This is a genomic window from Sphingobacterium sp. xlx-130 (assembly GCF_011007405.1).
Lineage (GTDB): Bacteria > Bacteroidota > Bacteroidia > Sphingobacteriales > Sphingobacteriaceae > Sphingobacterium > Sphingobacterium luzhongxinii.
Map to the genome: position 1 here is coordinate 23,577 of NZ_WFKN01000008.1, position 20,498 is coordinate 44,074.

At 40.9% G+C, this 20,498-nt stretch carries 17 protein-coding genes and 1 pseudogene; 11 read left to right on the forward strand and 7 right to left on the reverse strand.

Translation table 11 applies throughout. The features are described 5' to 3' along the window. Window positions 1-32: 32 nt before the first annotated feature. On the reverse strand, window positions 33-155 hold the full coding sequence (locus tag G7B18_RS19245; protein WP_262886564.1) for a hypothetical protein: 123 nt from the start codon (window positions 153-155) through the stop codon (window positions 33-35). A 472-nt stretch (window positions 156-627) separates the two neighbouring features. Here G7B18_RS19245 and G7B18_RS14115 point away from each other — a divergent pair, with 472 nt between their 5' ends. The 5 genes from G7B18_RS14115 to G7B18_RS19145 are packed head-to-tail and all read left to right on the forward strand — an operon-like array spanning window position 628 to window position 3,378. Then, window positions 628-1,056, forward strand: a complete 429-nt coding sequence (locus G7B18_RS14115; RefSeq protein ID WP_164110966.1) for a hypothetical protein — start codon at window positions 628-630, stop codon at window positions 1,054-1,056. Between the two features lie 17 nt (window positions 1,057-1,073). Further along, window positions 1,074-1,517 carry a hypothetical protein gene (locus G7B18_RS14120; protein WP_164110968.1) on the forward strand — a complete coding sequence of 148 codons (444 nt, stop codon included), beginning with the start codon at window positions 1,074-1,076 and terminating at the stop codon, window positions 1,515-1,517. 35 nt (window positions 1,518-1,552) lie between these two features. Further along, window positions 1,553-2,779 (forward strand): SH3 domain-containing protein, encoded by a 1,227-nt coding sequence (locus G7B18_RS14125; RefSeq protein ID WP_164110970.1) that lies wholly within the window; start codon window positions 1,553-1,555, stop codon window positions 2,777-2,779. Window positions 2,780-2,815: 36 nt separating this feature from the next. Continuing rightward, window positions 2,816-3,118, forward strand: coding sequence for a sigma factor (locus G7B18_RS19250; RefSeq protein ID WP_262886614.1), 303 nt, complete (start codon window positions 2,816-2,818; stop codon window positions 3,116-3,118). 11 nt (window positions 3,119-3,129) lie between these two features. Next, entirely contained in the window at window positions 3,130-3,378 is a 249-nt protein-coding gene (locus G7B18_RS19145) for a RagB/SusD family nutrient uptake outer membrane protein (RefSeq protein WP_240452875.1), read from the forward strand. 145 nt (window positions 3,379-3,523) lie between these two features. Here the strand turns inward: G7B18_RS19145 and lipB are convergent, their stop codons facing one another. The 6 genes and pseudogenes from lipB to G7B18_RS14165 all read right to left on the reverse strand — a co-directional run bounded on the left by lipB (window position 3,524) and on the right by G7B18_RS14165 (window position 9,795). Next, the gene (lipB, locus tag G7B18_RS14140) at window positions 3,524-4,225 is read right to left on the reverse strand and encodes a lipoyl(octanoyl) transferase LipB (RefSeq protein WP_164110974.1); all 702 of its coding nucleotides are present in this window, start codon (window positions 4,223-4,225) and stop codon (window positions 3,524-3,526) included. Window positions 4,226-4,339: 114 nt separating this feature from the next. Further along, window positions 4,340-4,690: pseudogene (locus G7B18_RS14145) on the reverse strand (four helix bundle protein). A 169-nt stretch (window positions 4,691-4,859) separates the two neighbouring features. Further along, window positions 4,860-6,050 (reverse strand): GTPase HflX, encoded by a 1,191-nt coding sequence (gene hflX / locus G7B18_RS14150; protein ID WP_164123193.1) that lies wholly within the window; start codon window positions 6,048-6,050, stop codon window positions 4,860-4,862. A 93-nt stretch (window positions 6,051-6,143) separates the two neighbouring features. Then, window positions 6,144-8,249: an ATP-dependent DNA helicase RecG gene (gene recG, locus G7B18_RS14155; RefSeq protein WP_164110978.1), complete on the reverse strand. Its 2,106-nt coding sequence runs from the start codon at window positions 8,247-8,249 to the stop codon at window positions 6,144-6,146. A 61-nt stretch (window positions 8,250-8,310) separates the two neighbouring features. Beyond that, window positions 8,311-9,291 (reverse strand): hypothetical protein, encoded by a 981-nt coding sequence (locus tag G7B18_RS14160; protein ID WP_164110981.1) that lies wholly within the window; start codon window positions 9,289-9,291, stop codon window positions 8,311-8,313. Window positions 9,292-9,408: 117 nt separating this feature from the next. After that, on the reverse strand, window positions 9,409-9,795 hold the full coding sequence (locus G7B18_RS14165) for a RidA family protein (protein WP_164123196.1): 387 nt from the start codon (window positions 9,793-9,795) through the stop codon (window positions 9,409-9,411). Between the two features lie 905 nt (window positions 9,796-10,700). Here G7B18_RS14165 and nagA point away from each other — a divergent pair. The 6 genes from nagA to G7B18_RS14195 all read left to right on the forward strand — a co-directional run bounded on the left by nagA (window position 10,701) and on the right by G7B18_RS14195 (window position 20,490). After that, on the forward strand, window positions 10,701-11,810 hold the full coding sequence (nagA, locus tag G7B18_RS14170; protein ID WP_164110985.1) for an N-acetylglucosamine-6-phosphate deacetylase: 1,110 nt from the start codon (window positions 10,701-10,703) through the stop codon (window positions 11,808-11,810). Window positions 11,811-11,821: 11 nt separating this feature from the next. Then, window positions 11,822-13,480 carry a glycoside hydrolase family 10 protein gene (locus G7B18_RS14175; RefSeq protein WP_164110987.1) on the forward strand — a complete coding sequence of 553 codons (1,659 nt, stop codon included), beginning with the start codon at window positions 11,822-11,824 and terminating at the stop codon, window positions 13,478-13,480. Between the two features lie 23 nt (window positions 13,481-13,503). Continuing rightward, window positions 13,504-14,034 carry an N-acetylmuramoyl-L-alanine amidase gene (locus tag G7B18_RS14180; protein WP_164110988.1) on the forward strand — a complete coding sequence of 177 codons (531 nt, stop codon included), beginning with the start codon at window positions 13,504-13,506 and terminating at the stop codon, window positions 14,032-14,034. A gap of 872 nt (window positions 14,035-14,906) precedes the next feature. Continuing rightward, the gene (locus G7B18_RS14185; protein ID WP_164110990.1) at window positions 14,907-15,497 is read left to right on the forward strand and encodes an RNA polymerase sigma factor; all 591 of its coding nucleotides are present in this window, start codon (window positions 14,907-14,909) and stop codon (window positions 15,495-15,497) included. A gap of 168 nt (window positions 15,498-15,665) precedes the next feature. Next, on the forward strand, window positions 15,666-16,847 hold the full coding sequence (locus tag G7B18_RS14190) for a FecR family protein (RefSeq protein ID WP_164110992.1): 1,182 nt from the start codon (window positions 15,666-15,668) through the stop codon (window positions 16,845-16,847). Window positions 16,848-16,935: 88 nt separating this feature from the next. Further along, window positions 16,936-20,490: a SusC/RagA family TonB-linked outer membrane protein gene (locus tag G7B18_RS14195; RefSeq protein ID WP_164110994.1), complete on the forward strand. Its 3,555-nt coding sequence runs from the start codon at window positions 16,936-16,938 to the stop codon at window positions 20,488-20,490. Window positions 20,491-20,498: the final 8 nt, after the last annotated feature.

Sequence of the window (20,498 nt, forward strand, 5' to 3'; positions counted from 1 at the left end):
ATCTGCCAAAGAAAATACGTGACATGACTCCTCTATGTTGCAAAGTCTATCTTATCCGTATAGAAATCAAGTAAATAACTAAGTGGCGAAGAAATCTCTGTTTCGTCAAGGTATCGAAAGTTCTGCTTAGATAATTTGGTGTTGATTTTTTCCATATTATTAATGTTTAATTGGTTGGTAAACCATATTTTGAAATTCTCAAAAAAGACAGATCAGGTTATTTAAATACCTAAAATGTTTCGATTTCAGTTTCTTTTGCGTATTTTTCATCATAATTACTTAAAGGTGATAAGCAATAGGTGCATTTATTTGTCTTTTTTTGAATACATGCTCCTATGGTTTCGTAATAGTTTTTAATGATTTGACAATAGGTTCCTCTTGAACACGTTGGCATAAAGCAAACGGTTCACCTCGAATAAATTTGGGACAAACTTTAGTTCATTATTGACATCAAACCTTACAATGTAAGCCATTATGGCGCGATAGTGGTTTCATTGCACTATTTTGTAATCGTAAATTGTGCGTAGGATAAATGAACTCACAAGTTCAAATGATCGCATATACCGCTTAAGGATATTATTTTATAATTGTTAGCCAGATTTAAGATAAATATTTTTCTTAAACAAGATGAAAGAGAAAATAATTTATAATATCAAAGATAGGATAGTTCAGATCGCACAGGAAAAGGGAATTAATATGTTGGATTTCTTCAACGAGTTGGGATTGTCTTATGGCAATTTTAAGGGAGTTCAAAAGAAGTCCGCTTTGAGCTCAGATGCCTTGGCTATGATTTTATCTGTTCATAAAGATATTAGCCCAGCTTGGCTTATCTTGGGAGAAGGGGAAATGTTCCAGGATGATAGTAAAACGCAAGAACGAGCAGATGCCTATTTAAATGCAGAGCTTGAAGGGCTGAGTTATACGGTCATCCATTCGATGCAGCGCATTATATCTTCCCAAGAAGTGACGATTAAATCACAAGAGAAGACAATTGTCACCTTGGAGAAACAATTGGCGCTATTGGAGCGCGAAATAGCTTTATTAAGAAAAGACTAATTATAAAACGAAGTTATATGGACAATTTATCACTTACCGTAAAAGAGCGTATCCTGCTAATTGCCGGCCACGCTAAACTAAGTAAAATTGAGTTTTTCAAAGACCTTGGTATGTCATATGCCAATTTCAAAGGCGAACAGAAAAAATCGGGATTAAGTTCCGATGCACTTTTAAAAGTATTGTCCAAATATCCTGGAATTAACCCTTCATGGCTGTTGCTAGGTGAAGGGGAAATGTTGAGAACGACTCCTTTGGCGGAAGCAGAAAAAAAATCGCTAACTGTGCAGCCATCAGATGAGCTTCATCCTGAATGCGAACTTACGCAGGTTATATATGATAAAGTTCAAAACATTAGCCAGCTGATAGAAGGATACGCCTTGCATCTTCAATCCCTGATAAAACGTATCGAAACGCTCGAAAAGAAAGACAAGGGTACGAAAAAGAAGAAAAAGAAAAAATAGTGCGTGCTGAGCGTACTGAGAATCTGGCAATACCTATGCGTAAAATAATTTTTGTTGTGGGATTTATTGCCTGCATGTTTGCTGTTTTTTTTGTGAATGCGCAGACTAAAGAGTGGAGACCGCTATATACTTCACGTTGGGAGCATTTGCTGTCTTCGCCGGAGAATAAAAGCTCAATATTAGGTGTTCTCTGTACCGAAGCTCCGATTACAGTGCTGGATTCTACACGTACACATTACAAAATCAGGGTGAGCAACGGAGATGTAGGTTATATAACCAAACAGCCTTTGGGAAAATATATGGTTTCGAAGAAATCTCCAGGAGAGCCAGTGCAATATTTCTACCGTGGGCCTGAAGGGCAGCAGGGACCACATTTATATGTACAGGTGGCCGAGCTTCGCGTCCGTAGTAAACCCTCCTTAGATGGAGGAGTGGTTCGTCGTGCACGTCTTAATGAACATACTTCGTTAGACTATTACCCACTGTATAATGACGGCTGGGTATATATAGGTGATCATTTCCATGAACAGCCGGAGTATATACAGGCCAAGTACCTGGGAATGGAACTGACCTATGCAGAACTTTTGAAAGCGTATCTGAAAGTCAAAGATAAGGATATCACAGAAGAACTGAATGCGGCTAGCCGGCTGCGTGAAATCGGGTGGTCGAGTAACAAAGCAGATATGTTGCAGGCGCTACGTTATTACAAAGAATCCTGGGATCGATCAGGACAGACCAATCCCAAAGTGGATATGGAGTTTGAGCTCCTTCTAGCTTCTAAGCTCCAGAATCTGGACTATGAGGTTTATGAGAAGGAAATGCGTAAGCTTTCTATGTACTACCTAATACATGGCAGAAGACTTTGGGATGGTAAGATTGCTGAAAGGGAAGCGGCTGATCTGAATCTGAAAAAAGTTAAAGATATTCCCGATTCACCGGAATGCGGTTGGGAACCTTTGTTCTTCTACCGATCAGCAGATGTAATTCTGGCATTTGAAGAGGATTATCCTGCAAAGAGTAGAATGGTGGGGTCGGTGTATTCGATGAATTTTGTGGAGCAGCATGCTCTGGTGCTCGGAAAGGAAATTATAGATGGCAGCTATAGCGAGAAAGATTTCGTTACTAAATTTGGACATCTCCTGACGGTAGATTGGGCTGCGAACCCCCACTGTTACCGTATCGCCAATGGGGATGCAGGCTTCTTTGCCATCACCTTCAAAAATGGTGTGCCTGTTGCTTTTGAGTCAGTTTATTATTGTTAAGCAATAATTAGCCGCTAAAACATCTATCTTAGATTAATATTTTTTACGGTTTATGCGTATCCTTTTGTCAATTCGGAAATAGCTAAAGATATAGTCCAAGAGGCCTTTATAATCTTAATTGACAGAACCGATATCCTCGCTCGTCCGGAACAAGTGATCAAAAGTTTTTTGCATAGTACTGTCAAAAACCAATGTCTAAATCATAAACGAAGGGAAGCTACTGCTGAAAAGGTGCATACTGTGCTGCGTGCAGAAGAAGAGGGGACTGTTGATCAGGTGGCGATGATAAGTATGGTATCAAAGCGACAGATAAAGCAAGTCTTCGAGATGCTATATTAGCCGAAAGAAATATCGAATTCTCGTTTGAAGGTCACCGTTTTTGGGACTTGAGAAGAATGAGACGCTTGGACCTGTTGAATAATAAAACGAAATTTGGTGTGGAGGCGATTGCTGTTAATCCAGATGGTTCTGAGATGGAGCTGACTGCTGCTGCTAATCTGGCAAAGACGTATCAATTGAAAGAAAACCAATTTAAGTATGGCGTACGACAGGTGCCAAATACGGGGGCAAAGGTAAATATTCTACCGGATACGTATTAATTTTTCCCTATTTCGCAGGCGTCGATTGATAAAAATCCGAAATTGTTGCAGAATAAAGATTGGGGAGGTACATTCAATCCGACTTTGGAATAAGTACTTAAATAATAAAGGCACCTCTTAAAGTGCCTTTATTATTTATTTTCTTTTAGTCTGTCAGTTCCATATGGAACAGTGCTGCAATATGTTTTTTAAGCTTATTCTTGACCTCGTCCATGTTTAGTCTGTAGCCCAGCTCGCGCTCCATGGAGGTGACATCTTTGTCATCGATACCACAGGGTATGATGTTGCCAAAATAATTGAGGTCAGCATTGACATTGAATGCAAAACCATGCATAGTGACCCAACGGGAAGCGCGCACGCCCATAGCACATATTTTACGGGCTTTGTCGTTGTCAGCATCGAGCCATACGCCTGTAAAACCATCATAACGGCCAGCTTGTATGCCGTAATCGGCTAAGGTCAATATGATGGCTTCTTCTAATGTGCGCAGGTAGAGGTGGATGTCGGTAAAGAAATTGTCGAGATCTAATATCGGATAGCCTACAATCTGCCCAGGGCCGTGGTAAGTGATGTCGCCACCTCGATTGATCTTATAAAACTTCGCATCCTTTTCTTTTAGCCCCTCCTCGTCCAATAATAGGTACTCCGGGTGCCCGCTTTTGCCTAATGTATAGACATGAGGATGCTCGGTGAATATAAGGTGGTTTGGGGTAGGGAGAGTAGTCCCATTGACCCTATTGTCGTGCTTAACAACCAAGGTCTCTGCAAATATTTTTTCTTGCCTATCCCAAGCCTCTTGGTAGTCGACCAAGCCCCAGTCGGTGAATTGAACAGTTTTATTTTGCATTTTGAGTTATCGAGTTATCGAGTTATCGAGTTATCGAGTTATCGAGTTATCGAGTTATCGAGTTATCGAGTTATCGAGTTATCGAGTTATCGAAATAAATTTTTGCTTACAAAGTTACGAATTTAAGCTTGAGATTAGTTTAAGAATCATTCGTCTAAAATAAATAAGCTGTTCTATTTCTTTGGTAGGGTCATGTATAAATCCTAAAACCTTAGCTATTTCTAGTTGAGTCTCTAATTCTGATATAGAACCTAAGGCAATATGTAAAAATCTGACCTATTCTTTCTTTCCGTTTCTGCCAGCTCCTTCTGCGATGTTGGAAGGGATTGATACCGCTGCGCGAAGCATTTGGTTTGTTAACCCAAATCGCTCTTCAGCAGGGAAACTTGATGTAATGGAGTAGATATCCTTGACGAACAGAATACTGTTTTGCCATATTGTCAGATCTTTGTGGGATTTGATCATAATGAATATAATTAGTCTATCTTACTAAACTAGCTAATTATATTTGAATTATATTCGGAACTTGTTAACAAGATAACTCGATAACAAGTTCACTATCTTTAACCCTGCACTATATAGATACTTGTTAACTGGATAACACATAACAAGTTAACGTCTTCACTCCCTTCACCTAATACAACAAATTATTATACGGATACCTCTTGTTGTGCAAGCCCGATATCACTTCATAAAGCTTAGCTTTGAATTCGTCGATATTCGTTTTGTTGGTCGCCGACAGGAAAATCGCTGGATCTGAATTCTTTGCCATCCAGGAGTTTCTAAAGTCGTCTAATGTTACCTTGATCTCCTCGCCGTTTTCATCAAACTCTACTGCAGGCTTGAACAGATCAATCTTATTGAATACAGTTATGGTCGGTTTGTCCAGCGCATTGATATCCTTGAGCGTTTCATTCACAGCGATGATATGGTGCTCAAAATCCGGATGGGAGATGTCTACGACATGTATCAATACATCAGCTTCGCGTACTTCATCCAATGTCGACTTAAAAGACTCCACGAGATGGTGGGGCAATTTTCGGATAAAACCTACTGTGTCAGACAACAAAAAGGGTAGGTTGTCGATAACAACCTTGCGTACTGTGGTATCGAGCGTTGCGAATAGTTTGTTTTCGATAAGCACATCAGCTTTGGAGATCATGTTGAGGATAGTCGATTTACCCACGTTGGTATATCCGACCAAGGCCACACGGATCATTTCACCGCGGTTTTTGCGCTGTGTCTCGTTCTGTTTGTCTATTACTTTCAACCGTTCTTTGAGCAAGGAGATCTTATTCAAAATAATACGTCTATCCGTCTCAATCTGCGACTCCCCAGGACCACGCATACCGATACCACCTCGCTGACGCTCCAAGTGTGTCCATAATCGGGTAAGGCGAGGTAGAAGGTACTGTAGCTGCGCTAGCTCTACCTGTGTCTTTGCTTGGGCGGTTTGCGCATGCTTTGCAAATATATCCAAAATCAAACTTGAACGATCCAAGACCTTGCGCTGTAATTCTTTCTCGATATTACGAAGTTGGGATGGCGAAAGTTCGTCATCGAAAACAATCATATCGATATCCTCTGCCTCTACGTATTCTTTAATTTCCTGTAATTTTCCAGTACCTACAAAAGTAGCGTGCTCCGGCTTAGCCATCTTTTGTGTAAATACGTTTTTGGTGTCGCCACCTGCGGTCTCTACAAGAAAACGTAACTCATCTAGGTACTCCAACGCAGTAGCTTCGGATACTTCGGGTGTAATGACTGATACTAGAATAACAGTTTCTTGTTTTATAGCGGTGTCGTATATCTTAGTTTTTCCCATATATGTCTTTTATCACTTGTCCTACGGACTACTATAGTAGAGAACAAGAAAACAAAGATAAATGTTTTTGAATTAAAACCCCGAGGCAGAAGCTTAAGAAATCTTATCCCAAGAAATTCCAGGACTCCGTTGGTTGAGGTAGTTAACTAAGAGGTGATTGCGAGGGTCTGCCAGCTGCGGATCTTGTTTGAATAGGGCGATCACCATGTTGCGGGCATTCGTTAACAAAGCTTGGTCCTTGGCAAGATCTGCAATCCGCATTTCCAGTACGCCCGACTGTTGTGTGCCGGAGAGATCTCCAGGGCCACGTAGCTCAAGATCCACTTCTGCGATTTCAAAACCGTCATTTGTACGTACCATCGTGTCTAGTCGTTTGCGCCCTTCTTTACTCAGTTTGCTGCCCGACATCAGGATACAGAAAGACTGCTCGGCGCCTCTACCTACGCGTCCGCGAAGCTGATGCAATTGCGATAGACCGAATCGTTCCGAGTTTTCGATCACCATGACAGAGGCGTTGGGTACGTTGACTCCCACTTCAATAACGGTGGTCGCAACCATAATTTGTGTCTCTCCTTTGATGAACCGCTGCATTTCAAAATCCTTGTCCTTGACAGGCATTTTTCCATGGACAATACTGATCCGGTATTGAGGGAGTGGAAATTCTCGCGAAAGGCCTTCTAGTCCGGCCTCTAGATATAGCAAATCCATCTTTTCGCTCTCCTTGATGAGTGGGTACACAATGTAGACCTGTCTACCCTTGGTGATTTCATCGCGGATAAACCCAAAAACACGTAAACGTTGGTTTTCGAAGAAATGTACCGTTTTGATCGGTTTACGCCCTGCAGGCAATTCGTCGATGATGGAAATATCCAAATCGCCATATAATGTCATGGCCAATGTTCGCGGAATCGGTGTTGCTGTCATCACGAGCATATGTGGCGGTATGGTATTCTTACGCCATAACTTGGCACGCTGTTCTACACCGAAGCGATGCTGCTCATCGATTACTACAAAACCAATATTTTTAAATTTTACTTTGTCTTCAATCAAAGCATGTGTACCAATCAGTATGTCCAACGTCCCATCTTCCAGCTCTTGGTGGATGATCTTACGGTTTTTAGTACTCGTGGATCCGGTAAGGAGCTTGACAGAACAGATGTCTTCACCGAGTAACTCTTTGAGTCCATTATAATGTTGGGTAGCCAATATTTCTGTAGGGGCCATCATACAGGCTTGATAACCATTATCGATGGCAAGTAACATGGCCATCAGCGCAACGACAGTCTTACCCGATCCTACATCTCCCTGTACAAGTCGGTTCATTTGGGCTCCCGTATTACTGTCTACACGAATTTCTTTTAAGACACGCTTTTGGGCATTTGTGAGCGGAAAAGGAAGTCGCTCGTTGAAAAATCGATTGAATTTATGACCTACCTTATCAAAACGATGCCCCCTGAATTTTTGGGTATTGAGTTGTTTGTTGCGCAGCAGCCGCAATTGTATAAAGAAGAGTTCTTCAAATTTCAACCTGCGTGTTGCGGCATTGAGCTCTGCCACCTGTTGCGGAAAATGTATATTTAAGAGTGCCTCTTTGCGCCCGATCAGCTTCTGCTCTCGAAGTATGTAGTCGGGCAGGGTTTCTTCGATACTTGAAAATATAGTTTCGAGCGCCACTTGCTGTAAACGCTGGATCCCTTTGGTATCCAAGTTGAATTTTTTGAGTTTTTCCGTAGAAGAGTATACCGGCTGCATAGTCATGTTGCCTATTTTCTTTTCGGTAGCACTATACAACTCCATTTCAGGGTGAGTGATAGAGATTGTTCCGTTAAATTCCGAAGGTTTACCGTAGGCAATGTAAGGAGATCCTACTTTAAGACTCTTCTTGAGGAAGGGGATACTTTGAAACCAGACCAGTTCCATTGTTCCTGTTTCATCCTTAAACTGACCTACGAGCCGTTTACCTCTGCGTTCACCAAGTTCTTGAAGGGAGATCAATCGGCCTAATACTTGTGCACCAATCAGATCTGCATGCACTTGACGTACTTTGTGGAATTGGGTACGGTCGATATAGCGAAAGGGGTAAGTCTGAACTAGATCTGCAATGGTGAAGATCTGTAGCTCTTTTTTCAGGATGTCCGCTTTCTGCGGTCCTACCCCCTTGAGGTATTCTATCGGAGTTATTAAAGATAAATTAGCCATTCCTAAGAATGGCTAATTTACAAAAGTTAGTCGAAAGATTATATATAAGGGGTGGAATGGTCTATTTTAATTTGTTTATTTTATCCTGTACTTGAGCTTTAGTACCTACAGAAAGCTCCTGCTCCGTGAAGGTGATCACCGAATTGGCGGCTACCGTCACCTGCTTGATGCTATAAGCTACAGCTCCATTGCTCTCTGATACAAAAATCACGTGCAAGGTCATGCCTACTGGCACGAAGCCATAGTGTTCTGAAAAGAAATGATCTACTTTATCATAGGTGTCCAATTGTGCCAAGAGGTTCGGTTGGTCCTGATAAGCGAGGTAAATAGCGGCATTGTCCTTGTTGTATCCGGCAGGTACTTTTACTTTGATCTGTGTTTTAGGATCAGGGAATGAGGCGAATCGGTCTACATTAGTCCACCCAAATTCAGTGCCCCATATGCTGTAGGATGCCATGTCGGTATTGATATTCATACCTGCCTCTTTGCCTTGACCTTTCACCTCTTCCCATGCAAGATTGCCATCCTGGTCGATATTGCCATTCCACAACTTCATGGCTGCATCTAAAGTTCCAGTGTTGGAAGCTGGGATCGATACATTAAACATACAACCGGATTTTAATTCTTGATCCCCCTGCATGATTTTGATATTGTACTGTCCGCCAGTGATCAAAGGCTCTTTCTTGCCTGAATCGTGTACTCCCATGACCGGTTTATTGGCCATTACCATGTTTCCACGATCATATATTTCAATAAAAGATAGTGTGGCGTTGCCGGTTGCGGGACTACCGTCTTGCTGGCGAAGGCAGTTTGACTGAATCTGTAGTTTGGCTCCTTTAGCAGAGGTAAAGGTTATTCCATCTTCGATCTTAAAGTCTTTTCTTTGCGTCAGGTCGGATATGGCCTTAGCGCGTATATCCTTAAAATTTGTGGCCGATGGTCCTGTAATTTCATCAAAGGCGCTATTGTCCTTGCAGGCGGTTACAAGCAATGTAGCACATAAAAGAAGTGCTGGTAATCTGAAAGTAGTTGTTGTTTTCATACCTATAAAAATTTAATTGATAAATGTTTTTCATCGTTAAGATGGAATCTTCAATTGGATTCATAGGTATATAAAGAGGGAGGTAGCATTGTTACCCCCCGCTTCTAATAATTTTTTTTAACCTTTCCAGGCTATAACAGATATCTCGACATTCACATTGCGCGGTAACGTCCTTACAGCTACGCATTCACGCGCAGGTTGGTTCTCATTAAAATACTGGGCATAAACTTCGTTTACGGTAGCAAAATCATCCATACTGGATAAGAATATAGTGGCCTTGCAAACATCTTTGAAATCATATCCCGCATGATTTAGGATGGCCCCCACATTTTTCAGTACCTGATGAGCTTCATCAGCTATGCCCGTATTCACAAGTTCCATGGTCTCTGGGTTGAAAGGGACTTGTCCAGATACATACAACGTTTTATCTGCTTTAATTGCTTGGTTGTAAGGCCCGATTGCTGCAGGCGCTTTGTCTGTGTTGAAGATTTCTTTTTGTGACATATTACTTAGCTATAAATATTTTATAAAGGATACCCAAAACAAACACGGAAATAGCAATAATGTTGATGATGCGCAAGGCTTTTATGCTCCCGTTGGTATGTTGTTTTGGCTGCTCCATAGTGTGAGGTTTGTGTGTGCAACGAAGTTACAAACCTACATAAATTTGCTTTTACACGCAATATAATTGCGTCGTAATATAAAAGCGAATTTTGTAGCTCTCCTTATCCATTTAGATTCTTTTATAGAGGAAATATTTCTAATTTTTCTTCTAAACACGGGGAGTAAATTGATCTGGTCAAAATTTAAGGAAGGTTTTCTTTTGCGGCTAAGTCACCGGCGCGGGTGATAAGGTTTTGCTTGATCAAAACCTTAAGAAAAATCAAGGCTGTATCTTATTTGTTGCTCCAGTAACGCGATGGTGTAAGCGCAGTCCCTAGGTCTCTTACGCTCCAATCCCATGCGAGGACTGGGATCTGCTGACAACTCTACTAGAAGTAAGATACTACATACACACCATACCTACTTTCACTGCCAAATAAGCTAAGGCCGGTTTGGAGCCTGTGAATAGAATAGAGGAGCCGCGATCAATAGACAGTACCTTAAAACGACCTTGTAACATATGGAGTCAAAGGCCGACTTAAACATTAAGCACTTCTTTCCACTTTGGACAAGGTCGCCTTAGCGAATCGGCAACAGCAGGTATGGGAATCCTTTGGGCCGATACGGTATAGCGACACGCTTTTGTCTACTTTTGGCAAGACAAAAGTATAAGCCAGTCGAGGCTTGAGAGACAAGAAGATGTTGATTTTAAACCTTCATTTTAATCAACAACCTGTAGGTTTCAGAATCGCGATATTGGTAATAAAAAATATTTATATTGCAGGATATAAAAGAAAATCATGTAGATGAAAGAAGAGATAGCCTTATACAACGGAACCATTTATTCCGAATATGATATTATAAATGATGGTGCATTATTAATTTCGGACGGTAAAGTATTAAGGACAGTGCCTGCCAACCAAATTCCTGCTGGTTTTGAACCTGTGGATGTCGAGGGTGATAATATTTGTCCTGGGTTGATTGATTTACAGATCTATGGTGCTGGTGGAAGTTTATTTTCTGCAGATCTCACGCTCGAGTCGTTGATTCATATTGAAGAGACTCTACTTGCACAAGGTTGCACGTCATTTTATCTGACGTTGGCAACCAATACGCTAGAGGTGTTTAGAGAAGCGATACGTGTGTACAAAACAGCTAAACCTCGTAATACACTTGGGTTACACCTCGAAGGTCCGTTTCTCAATCCAAAAAAACGTGGCGCACATCCTGCAGAACTTATCTTAAAGGCAAATGTAACATTATTAGAAGATTTGTTGGCTGACGTGGCTGATACGGTAGGAATGCTTACTGTTGCACCGGAACTGTTAAATGAGGAATGTCTGGCTTACCTCACATCCAAAGATATACTCGTCAGTGCTGGACATAGTGATGCTACATTTGAAGAAGCCACATCGTCTTTTGCTAAAGGGATAGCGACAGTTACACATCTGTGGAATGCGATGTCCGCATTACATCATCGGGAGGTAGGATTGCCAGGAGCAGTATTTAATCATGATAAGGCCTGTGCCTCAGTGATTGTTGATGGTATACATGTAGACTTTGAAGCAGTCAAACTGGCTAAAAAGGTTATGGGGGAGCGATTGTTCTTAATTACTGATGCGGTCACGGATTGTAATAAAGATATTTATCACCATGTGTTGAATGACGATCATTATGTGTTGCCAGATGGCACGCTGAGTGGTTCTGCGATGACTATGCTAGGCTCCATCAGAAATTGTGTCGAAAAGGTTGGACTGCCATTGGATGAGGCTATTCGTATGGCGACTGTCTATCCAGTTCGATTGATCAAACGTAAAGATCTCGGTCATTTGAGGGCAGGAGCAAAGGCTAATGTGCTTGTTTTTGATAAGGACTTTAATGTGAAAAAGGTTTATTTTGAGGGAGAGAAAGTGTAGTTTTGCATACTATGAGTTTAAATCAGATTAAAAGCGCAGTTATCGCTGCATTGTTAATTTCCGTCTTTACATTTTCCTGTGCGTCGCGCAAAAATAAGAAAGCTAAAGATACAAAAGAGGTACAAACCGAGGTGTCTGTTGTACAAACACCAGCGGTCGTACAAAAGGAATCTCCTAAAAAAGATAATAAAGGAGCATTGGTTGCCAAATCTGTAGAAATGGCTCCAGTAGAGAAGAAAGAAGAATCGTTAGTTGTAGACTTACCCCCAGTAGCGCGCGAGTTCCGTGCCGCTTGGGTGGCAACAGTTGCTAACATCAATTGGCCTTCAAAGCGTAACCTTACCACCGAACAGCAAAAGCAAGAAGCAATTGCTTTATTGGATATTCTAAAACAAAATAATTTTAATGCTGTTATCTTTCAGGTTCGCCCGTCATCGGACGCCTTGTATGAAAGTAAATTCGAACCGTGGTCATATTTCCTGACGGGAGAGATCGGTAAGCGCCCAGAGCCTTACTACGACCCATTAGATTTTTGGGTGCAAGAAGCGCACAAGCGTGGTCTTGAATTGCATGTATGGTTGAACCCATATCGTGCACATCACTCTAATGGTGGTGTGGTTACGTCGGAGTCTATGGTTAACAAGGCTTCAGATTACGTGGTACGTCTCAAAAACGGGATGTATTGGTTTGATCCTTCAGATCAACGTACACAAGATCACGCATCCCGTGTTGTTAACGATATAGTAAAGCGTTACGATATTGATGGAGTGCATTTTGACGACTATTTTTACCCGTATGCAAGCTACAATGGTGGAAGCGATTTTCCAGACAGTAAGACTTGGAATGCGTATCGTAATTCAGGCGGGGATTTGTCTCGTGCTGATTGGAGAAGAAGCAATGTCAACCGTTTTATCCAAAGAATTTACACCGAAATTAAAGCAGAGAAAAACTTCGTTAAGTTTGGCTTAAGCCCGTTTGGTATATGGAAGCCGGGTTATCCATCAGGTGTGACAGGGTCTTCTCAATATGATGAGTTGTATGCGGATGCAAAGCTGTGGTTGAACGAAGGATGGATCGATTATTTTACGCCACAGCTTTATTGGCCAATAGACCCTCCAAAGCAAAGTTTTACAGCACTGTTAAAATGGTGGCAGTCCGAGAATAAACACAATAGACATTTGTGGCCAGGGTTGAACACGGTAGAGGTAAGGGCAGCAGATAGAACAAGAGAAATTGTGAATCAGGTGGAGGTCGCTAGAGATATTGTCCCGAATAGTCCAGGGACTGTACACTGGAGTATAGCTGGCCTGACTAAAAATCCTACGATGTTGCCTGCATTGAAAAACGGCCCTTACAAAGAGAAGGCTTTAATTCCTAAGTCACCTTGGCTGAACGCAAATCCATTGTTAAAACCAAGCTTGTTATTAACAAACCAAAAAACAACAGTTTTTGCAAAATGGTTACATAAACAACCTGATCAAATCGCACATTGGGTGGTATATACACGCTACGGTGACATTTGGACTACCGACATCTTACATGCATCGCTTACTTCATTAGAATTACCAAAACAAAAGGATGGTAAGACACTGTATGACGTTGCGGTCCGCGCTGTAGACCGCTTGGGTAACGAAAGTGAATATATGGCGAAAAGTGTTCAGCACAACTAGAAGTATCTTTTTATAGAGGGTATATGTATAGGAAAGCAGCTACTGTTATTGGAAATAGGCTGTTTTCTTTAACATTCCTGGGTTTGGTCTGTAGTAGCCTTACAGTATTAGCACAGACCAAACCTTATATTATGCAGCGTTCCATTCAATGGAATGTTGATAGAGAACGACATTCATTAGGGTACCTCCTAAAGCGACAGGGTATTCACCCTGATACTGCACTTATTGCACCACGTATAATCGTGGTGCATTCTACAGAAATGAGTGTCAATGCTACTTTTAAAAACTTCACTCCTGTCATTCTTCCTAGTAGGAAAGATCTTCAAGGAATAAGCGCTCTTAACATATATGCTCAAATTATTATAGGTCATGATGGAAGTATTTATCAATTATTGGGCAAAAGCCAGTTTGCACGACATATGTTAGGACTTAATTACTGCACTATGGGTATAGAAAATATTGGGGCATTCAAGAATCCATTGACTGCGAAGCAACTGCAGGCAATGCCAAACTTATTGCCTACCTCCGTAAGAAATATCCTGTCGAATATGTGATTGGACATGACAAATACAAAGCATTTAATAAAACGTTGTGGTGGAAAGAAAGTAACCCAACGTATATAACCAAAAAGCGAGACCCCGTAGATATGTTTATGCATGCTATCCGCAAAAAATTGGGGCTTCCTGTCGAGCTTAAGATTATTCCGTTGCCATCGCAGTAATTTGGTGTCGGTGTTTAAAGAAGGTTTAATATTGTCACATTTGTCCTTGTCAGGACTGGACCTTCATTGTTTTTCATATTTTGTCTGTTTTATAAGGTATTCAAGAGCCACTTCGTGGGTTTGCTTGACCAAAAAAACGAAGCAAAAAAAGTCAAGGCTTGGGTATTGTTACGCTAAAAACAGTTCGAAGTCCGGAATGTATTTGAGTCGTTGCACCTCTTAAATCCATTCTCGTCGGACTTCTTCTGTTTTATTAACGCTACAACACCCTAGGCCGTTTATTTTTCACTCTATCCTAGCTAGACGTTTACTATATTAGCACAAGCAGGAATATTACTGACTTTATGATCGTTCCTTTCACTATCCCCAAAAATGGCCTTAGCTTATTTGGCAGCGAAAGTAGCTATGATGTTTGTAGCTTCATTCAGCTAGCAGTGGATCAGCAGATCCAAGTCATGAGGTGGCTTAAGAGTGGATGACCTAGGAGATGCGCTTTATAGCATAGCGTTACTGGAGCAACAAATAAGATACAGCCTTGATTTTTCTTAAGGTTTTGATCAAGCAAAACCTTATCACCCGCGCCGGTGACTTAGGCGCATAAAAAAACTTCTTTAAACAGATCACCCCAATACTCCTACTGACTATAATTATAAAATCCGTATTAATAAAAAAATTATAATTTTGTTTCTTTAAACGTAAAGCAGCTTGGAAAAGGAAGAAACTGGTGAAGGCAAGTGGATTCCCCTTTTGATTGAGGGGGATAAGACAGCTTTTTCTAAGCTCTATGAATTACATTCGCCTACTTTACTGCATAAATTGAATCACTTGCTCCCTGACGAGGACAGTGTTTTAGAAATCCATCAGATAACATTTGTACGTTTATGGGATATTCGCCATAAGATACAGCGAGAACAGGGAGTTTGGCCGTTGTTGCACACTATTGCTCGCAATCTTGTTGTCGATTATTTCCGTAAATCTGCCACTAATGAGTCGGTTCGTAAAGCCTTATTGACACAGGCTACACTGTATTATGAAATGGAAGACTCCAATGATGCAATAGAGCAAATGTCAGAAGCGCTTTCCACTGCAATTGACAAACTTTCTGACAAACGTAAGGAGATTTTTCTGTTCTGTAAATTTCAAGGCAAGAGTTATGAAGAAGCTGCAGCGGCCTACGGAGTATCCATCGGCACCGTAAAGGACCACATGGCCAAAGCGATGCGCTTTTTGAAAAGTGAACTGGGTGAAAAGCTATTTACCCTGTTAATTGTGCTTTTAGGTTTTTTCGACACGTAGTATCTCCCTCAATCCCTTTGTCGTCCATCCAGTAAGCCTACTCGTTTATAAGAGATGGCATTTATTTGATTTTTTTCTAAAAAAAATATTTTTTAGAGCATAGACTTTGCTACCGCTCTCCGTATATAGATAAATAGCCGAAGAGCGCAGCACTAAAGAACTAAAGTTATGTACGATAAGAAACATGTTTTTGAACAGTACTTAGCGGGGAAATGTACCCCGGAGCAGGCTGCTTGGTTGGTTTCTACATTTTCGGAAGAGACTTTTCGTGCGGAGTTAGAAAACTATATCGACGAAGTGTTCGAAGCCGAGCTGCAGAATGCAGATCAGATTGAAGATTTATATATACAGTCTCGAGATCAATATCCGATTGTAGAATCTCTGATCTTTGGCGAGAACCAGAATCGTAAAGTTCGTTCTTTGGCAACATACTGGCGTTGGGTAGCGGCTGCTGCTGCATTATTAATATTCTACATCGGTTACAAACGGATAGCGATGGAATCATTACCTGCTACCGATAAGGTGGAGCTAGCGTCGAAGACAGAACAAAAGTCGCAAGCATCAGACGGTGTAATCTTGACATTGCCGAACGGAGAAGTTATCGAACTTTCTGACGACACAGAATCTCGGTACGCGAGTGCAGAGGAACAAGAAGGCAACTCCTTCTTTGAAATAAAGAAACTGCATGAAGCGAACGAGCCAATGATCCAAGAGGTGTATGTTCCTGCAGGTAAGATAGGTGCTTTATTGTTGACTGATGGTACCAAAGTATGGCTTAATGCTGGATCGAAGTTGACCTATGATGTTAATTTTATTGGGGGTGTACGTAAAGTAGATTTAGAAGGAGAGGCCTATTTTGAAGTTGCAAAAGACAAGAAAAAGCCATTTGTGGTTGCCTCTAGCGATCAACGTATTCGGGTATTGGGAACTCATTTTAATGTGAAAGCCTATAAGGAAAACAGAACGACAACCACCTTAATGGAGGGGAGTGTAGAAATCGCTACGAACGAACGAGCTCGGATGTTAAAACCTGGAGAAAGTAGTATAGTGTCTTGGGGAGGTGCGGATATCAAGGTCGGACCAGCAAATATGCAAAACGTAAATGCTTGGAGAAACAAAGAATTTGCTTTTTATGATGCTAATTTGGATCAGATTGGTCGTGAGCTTTCGAGATGGTATGGGGTAGAAGTACAGGTTGTTGGAAGAGCGTTAGGTTTTGGCTTTACAGGCGTCATTTCTAAAGAAAGGAGCTTAGAAGAGGTACTGGAAATATTGAACAGAACAGGACAGATTCGATATCATATTATTCCTATAGGAATAGGAGAAAGGAGGGTAGTATTGATGATTTAATTGTACTTGATAACCTAATATAACTAACCACTGCTTTGATGGGAATAGGCAGTATACCGTAAATATTGAACTAATAAATTATTACTAAATGAACTTATTTAATGCCAGGGCATTTCTGAATAGAAAGGTTCTGGGTAAACGTACTGCAATTGTATTAGTTGCATTGGCTTGTGCACAGCTGAGTATGGCTGCTTTCGCACAGCGTGTTACCATTAAGAGAAAAGGCATGACACTTTCTCAGGTATTTAACGAGATAAAAAAGCAGAGTAATTCTGATTTTTTCTACAATGAATCATTGGTCCGATCGAATACTGTTGTCGATGTAGATATGCAGAATGTTACTGTCAGGGAGGTTTTGGACCATGTATTGAAGAATCAGCCATTACAGTACAGTATAGATAATAAGACTATTGTCATTACTCCTCGTGTTGAATCCATAAAGCAGCAGAGAGTACAAGTTCGAGGACGAGTAATGGATAATATGGGTAAGCCATTGGCTGGCGTAACCATAATTCAAAAAGACAATGCTAAGAATGTTGTGGGGAGCGACGCCGATGGAACCTTTACTATTACAGTGCCAAATACAAAAGTATCCTTGCAGTTCAAGAGTATGGCTTTTGAACCCTTGCAGGTGGCACTACATAATAAAACCTGGATAGAAGTGCGTTTGACTCCTGTTGAAAATCAATTGGAGGATGTCGTCGTTACAGGTTACCAAAATTTACAAAAAAGATCGTTGACAGGTTCGGTTGCTACGGTCAATATGGAGCAGTTGGAGACCATCTTCCAACCGAATATAGACAAGTTATTACAAGGTCAGGTACCGGGATTAACCGTGATGAGTACTTCAGGAGCTCCGGGAGCCATGCCGCAGATCCGTATCCGGGGTACAGCGACTTTGAGTGGAAATGCCCAGCCACTATGGGTTGTTGATGGTATTATCTTGGACGACGCGGTGAATGTATCGGTAGATGATATCATGACCAACCGTAACCTTATTGCTTCGGGTATTGGAGGGGTCAATGTAGAAGATATAGAAAGTATCAACGTATTAAAAGATGCGGCAGCGACTGCTATCTATGGTACTCGAGCAGCTAATGGTGTGATTGTTATTACATCAAAAAAAGGTAAAGCTGGAAAAACGAGAATTAACTTTACGAGTAACGCTTCAGTTGGTGAAAGGCCTCGCATTGAGGATGCGTACATGATGAACTCGAAAGATAGAATCGATGTGAATCGAGAGATGATCCGTCGTGGGGTGTTTGGAGCGACTTCGCCACGACCAGGTGAATATAATACGGTATCAGATTTTGAACGTTATTTTATCGATGTGACAGACAAACGTATGACTTGGGACGAGTTTAATCGAAAGGTTAATCATTTAGAAACGGTGAATACAGACTGGTTTCAGCATTTGTTCCGAAATTCCTTTTCAAATCGTCAGGCTGTAAATATTTCTGGTGGTGATGAGAAGACAACTTTTTATGTATCAGGAAGCTATTTAGACGATCAGGCTACTGCAAAAGATGTGGCTCAAAAGACGTATACGGGGGCCGTGAAAGTCTATACTCATATTTTTAATAAGCTAAGGCTTGGAGCTATAATTGATTTTAATGCTCGTGAGAATAATAGTTTTTTTGCAGTGGATTCTAAGGAAAACCCGTATGAGTATGCAATTTATACAACGAGGGCGATGCCTGCTTATCGTGAAGATGGCTCTTTTAACCCTTTTTATCTGTATGGCGTTGAATATAACTTTTTGGAAAACAGAGATAAAGGCTGGAGAGATTCCAGAAACTTTAGTGTCAAAGGAAATCTTGATTTGGAATATCGCATTTTAAAGGATTTGACATTTAGCTCTTTGTTCTCTTATACTAAGCAAAGTACCACAGATGTGGACATTGCTTTGGATGATAGTTATTTTGTCCGTAATGAGAAAAGAGCTAATAGAGAAATTGTTGATGGGGCTTATGTCTATCCTTGGAAAGATGGTGGGTATAGAAATGATAGAAATACTTATAATGGATCTATTACTTTCAGAAATCAGCTAATATACAATCCTGTTTTCGATCAGGTTCATTACTTGAATGTGATGGCGGGGCAGGAGGTAAGAAAGAGTAAGACGAATAGCACAGGTACAGAACTGTATGGATACTCCCATTCAAGAGGGCATCAATTGGTACCTCAGTTCGACTTTATTAAGAAGAGAACTATGCCCTATTGGAGAGAAGACTTGAGCGAAAGCGCTAATTTATCTTATTTTGGAGCGGTGAACTATACTTATGATAATCGGTATACATTGAGCTTTAACATGAGAACAGAGGGGTCCAATCGTTTTGGCTTGAAAACAAATGAACTTTTCCAGCCACTTTGGGCATTAGGAGCCAATTATCAGATGAAGCAAGAGCAGTTTTTAAAAGATATAAGTTGGGTATCCTATCTGACTCTTCGAGGGTCTTATGGTAGCCAAGGAAACGTTGCCAGTCAAGCTTACTCTGATTTGATAACCAGAATAGGTCTGGTAGACCCAATAAACCCATCAAACTATTTGATTATCGATGCCCCTAAAAACCCGAACTTAAAATGGGAACAAACATACACCGGTAATGTCGCTTTAGAAATGGGTTTTTTTAAGCGTAGGCTAATGGCTAATGTGGAATGGTATCATAAAAAGGCTGTAGATTTGCTCGGTAGCCGTCAAGTTTCTCAAGTGACGGGATTTAATCAGGTTCAAGTAAACTGGGCCTCAATGTTGAATCAGGGGTGGGAGTTCTCTTTGAATACGATAAACATAGATACGAAAGATTTTCGTTGGACTACTAACGTAAACTTTGGTTTTAATAAAAATAAGGTAATCGATATCTACTCAAAACCGACTGTCAGTAATATGACAAATCCACGACGCTCAAACTACAATGCAACAGCAAAGATTGACCTTCCAATTGATGGTCTTTGGTCCTATCGTTTTGCTGGGTTAAACGAGGAAGGAAGAGCTACTTTTTATACTAATAAAGAAGGCGAAACGGTGTTAAGTGGTATGATGAATACAGATGGTTTGGCCTATTCTGGGGTTATAAACCCGACTTCTCAAGTAGGATTTACCAATACGATATCCTATAAGAGAGTGACATTGTCTGCCTTGTTTGTAGGAAGTTTTGGAAATGTGATGCGTTTGCGAAACTTATCAGAGGGATCATTTTTTAGATTCCCTGATCCTACGCAAAATATGTCTAAGGAATGGGTCAATCGCTGGCAACAGCCAGGTGATGAGTTAAAAACCAATGTGCCTGTTTTAGAAACAAAACAAGAGACGCAATTAACATTAAATCCTGGTAATGGATCTATGTATGATAATTCAGATTTGCGTACTGTTTCTGGTGACTTTGTCCGTTTTCAAAACCTTTCTGTAAGTTACGATTACTTTACACCACGCTTGCGCGCAATAGGTATTCAAAACATTAGATTATCGTTGCAAGGTAATAATCTTTATGTATGGAAAGATAAAGCCTTAAAAGGACAGGATCCAGAGTCCCAAGGGGCACCTATGGCTTATAGAGATGGTCGTTCTGCTGCTATCAATTTTGGAAATACGTTCCTTCCTGTTCCGCGTTCATATTCACTGTCTCTTTCTGTTCAATTTTAAATTTTAAG

Bases quoted from the DNA above. Each gene is read 5' to 3' on its own strand.
- lipB (WP_164110974.1), bottom strand. From the start codon at position 4,225: ATGCAAAATAAAACTGTTCAATTCACCGACTGGGGCTTGGTCGACTAC.
- G7B18_RS14180 (WP_164110988.1), top strand. From the start codon at position 13,504: ATGTATAGGAAAGCAGCTACTGTTATTGGAAATAGGCTGTTTTCTTTA.
- G7B18_RS14165 (WP_164123196.1), bottom strand. From the start codon at position 9,795: ATGTCACAAAAAGAAATCTTCAACACAGACAAAGCGCCTGCAGCAATC.
- G7B18_RS14125 (WP_164110970.1), top strand. From the start codon at position 1,553: ATGCGTAAAATAATTTTTGTTGTGGGATTTATTGCCTGCATGTTTGCT.
- recG (WP_164110978.1), bottom strand. From the start codon at position 8,249: ATGGCTAATTTATCTTTAATAACTCCGATAGAATACCTCAAGGGGGTA.
- G7B18_RS14190 (WP_164110992.1), top strand. From the start codon at position 15,666: ATGTACGATAAGAAACATGTTTTTGAACAGTACTTAGCGGGGAAATGT.
- G7B18_RS14175 (WP_164110987.1), top strand. From the start codon at position 11,822: ATGAGTTTAAATCAGATTAAAAGCGCAGTTATCGCTGCATTGTTAATT.
- G7B18_RS14120 (WP_164110968.1), top strand. From the start codon at position 1,074: ATGGACAATTTATCACTTACCGTAAAAGAGCGTATCCTGCTAATTGCC.
- G7B18_RS14195 (WP_164110994.1), top strand. From the start codon at position 16,936: ATGAACTTATTTAATGCCAGGGCATTTCTGAATAGAAAGGTTCTGGGT.
- G7B18_RS19245 (WP_262886564.1), bottom strand. From the start codon at position 155: ATGGAAAAAATCAACACCAAATTATCTAAGCAGAACTTTCGATACCTT.
- G7B18_RS14160 (WP_164110981.1), bottom strand. From the start codon at position 9,291: ATGAAAACAACAACTACTTTCAGATTACCAGCACTTCTTTTATGTGCT.
- nagA (WP_164110985.1), top strand. From the start codon at position 10,701: ATGAAAGAAGAGATAGCCTTATACAACGGAACCATTTATTCCGAATAT.
- hflX (WP_164123193.1), bottom strand. From the start codon at position 6,050: ATGGGAAAAACTAAGATATACGACACCGCTATAAAACAAGAAACTGTT.
- G7B18_RS14115 (WP_164110966.1), top strand. From the start codon at position 628: ATGAAAGAGAAAATAATTTATAATATCAAAGATAGGATAGTTCAGATC.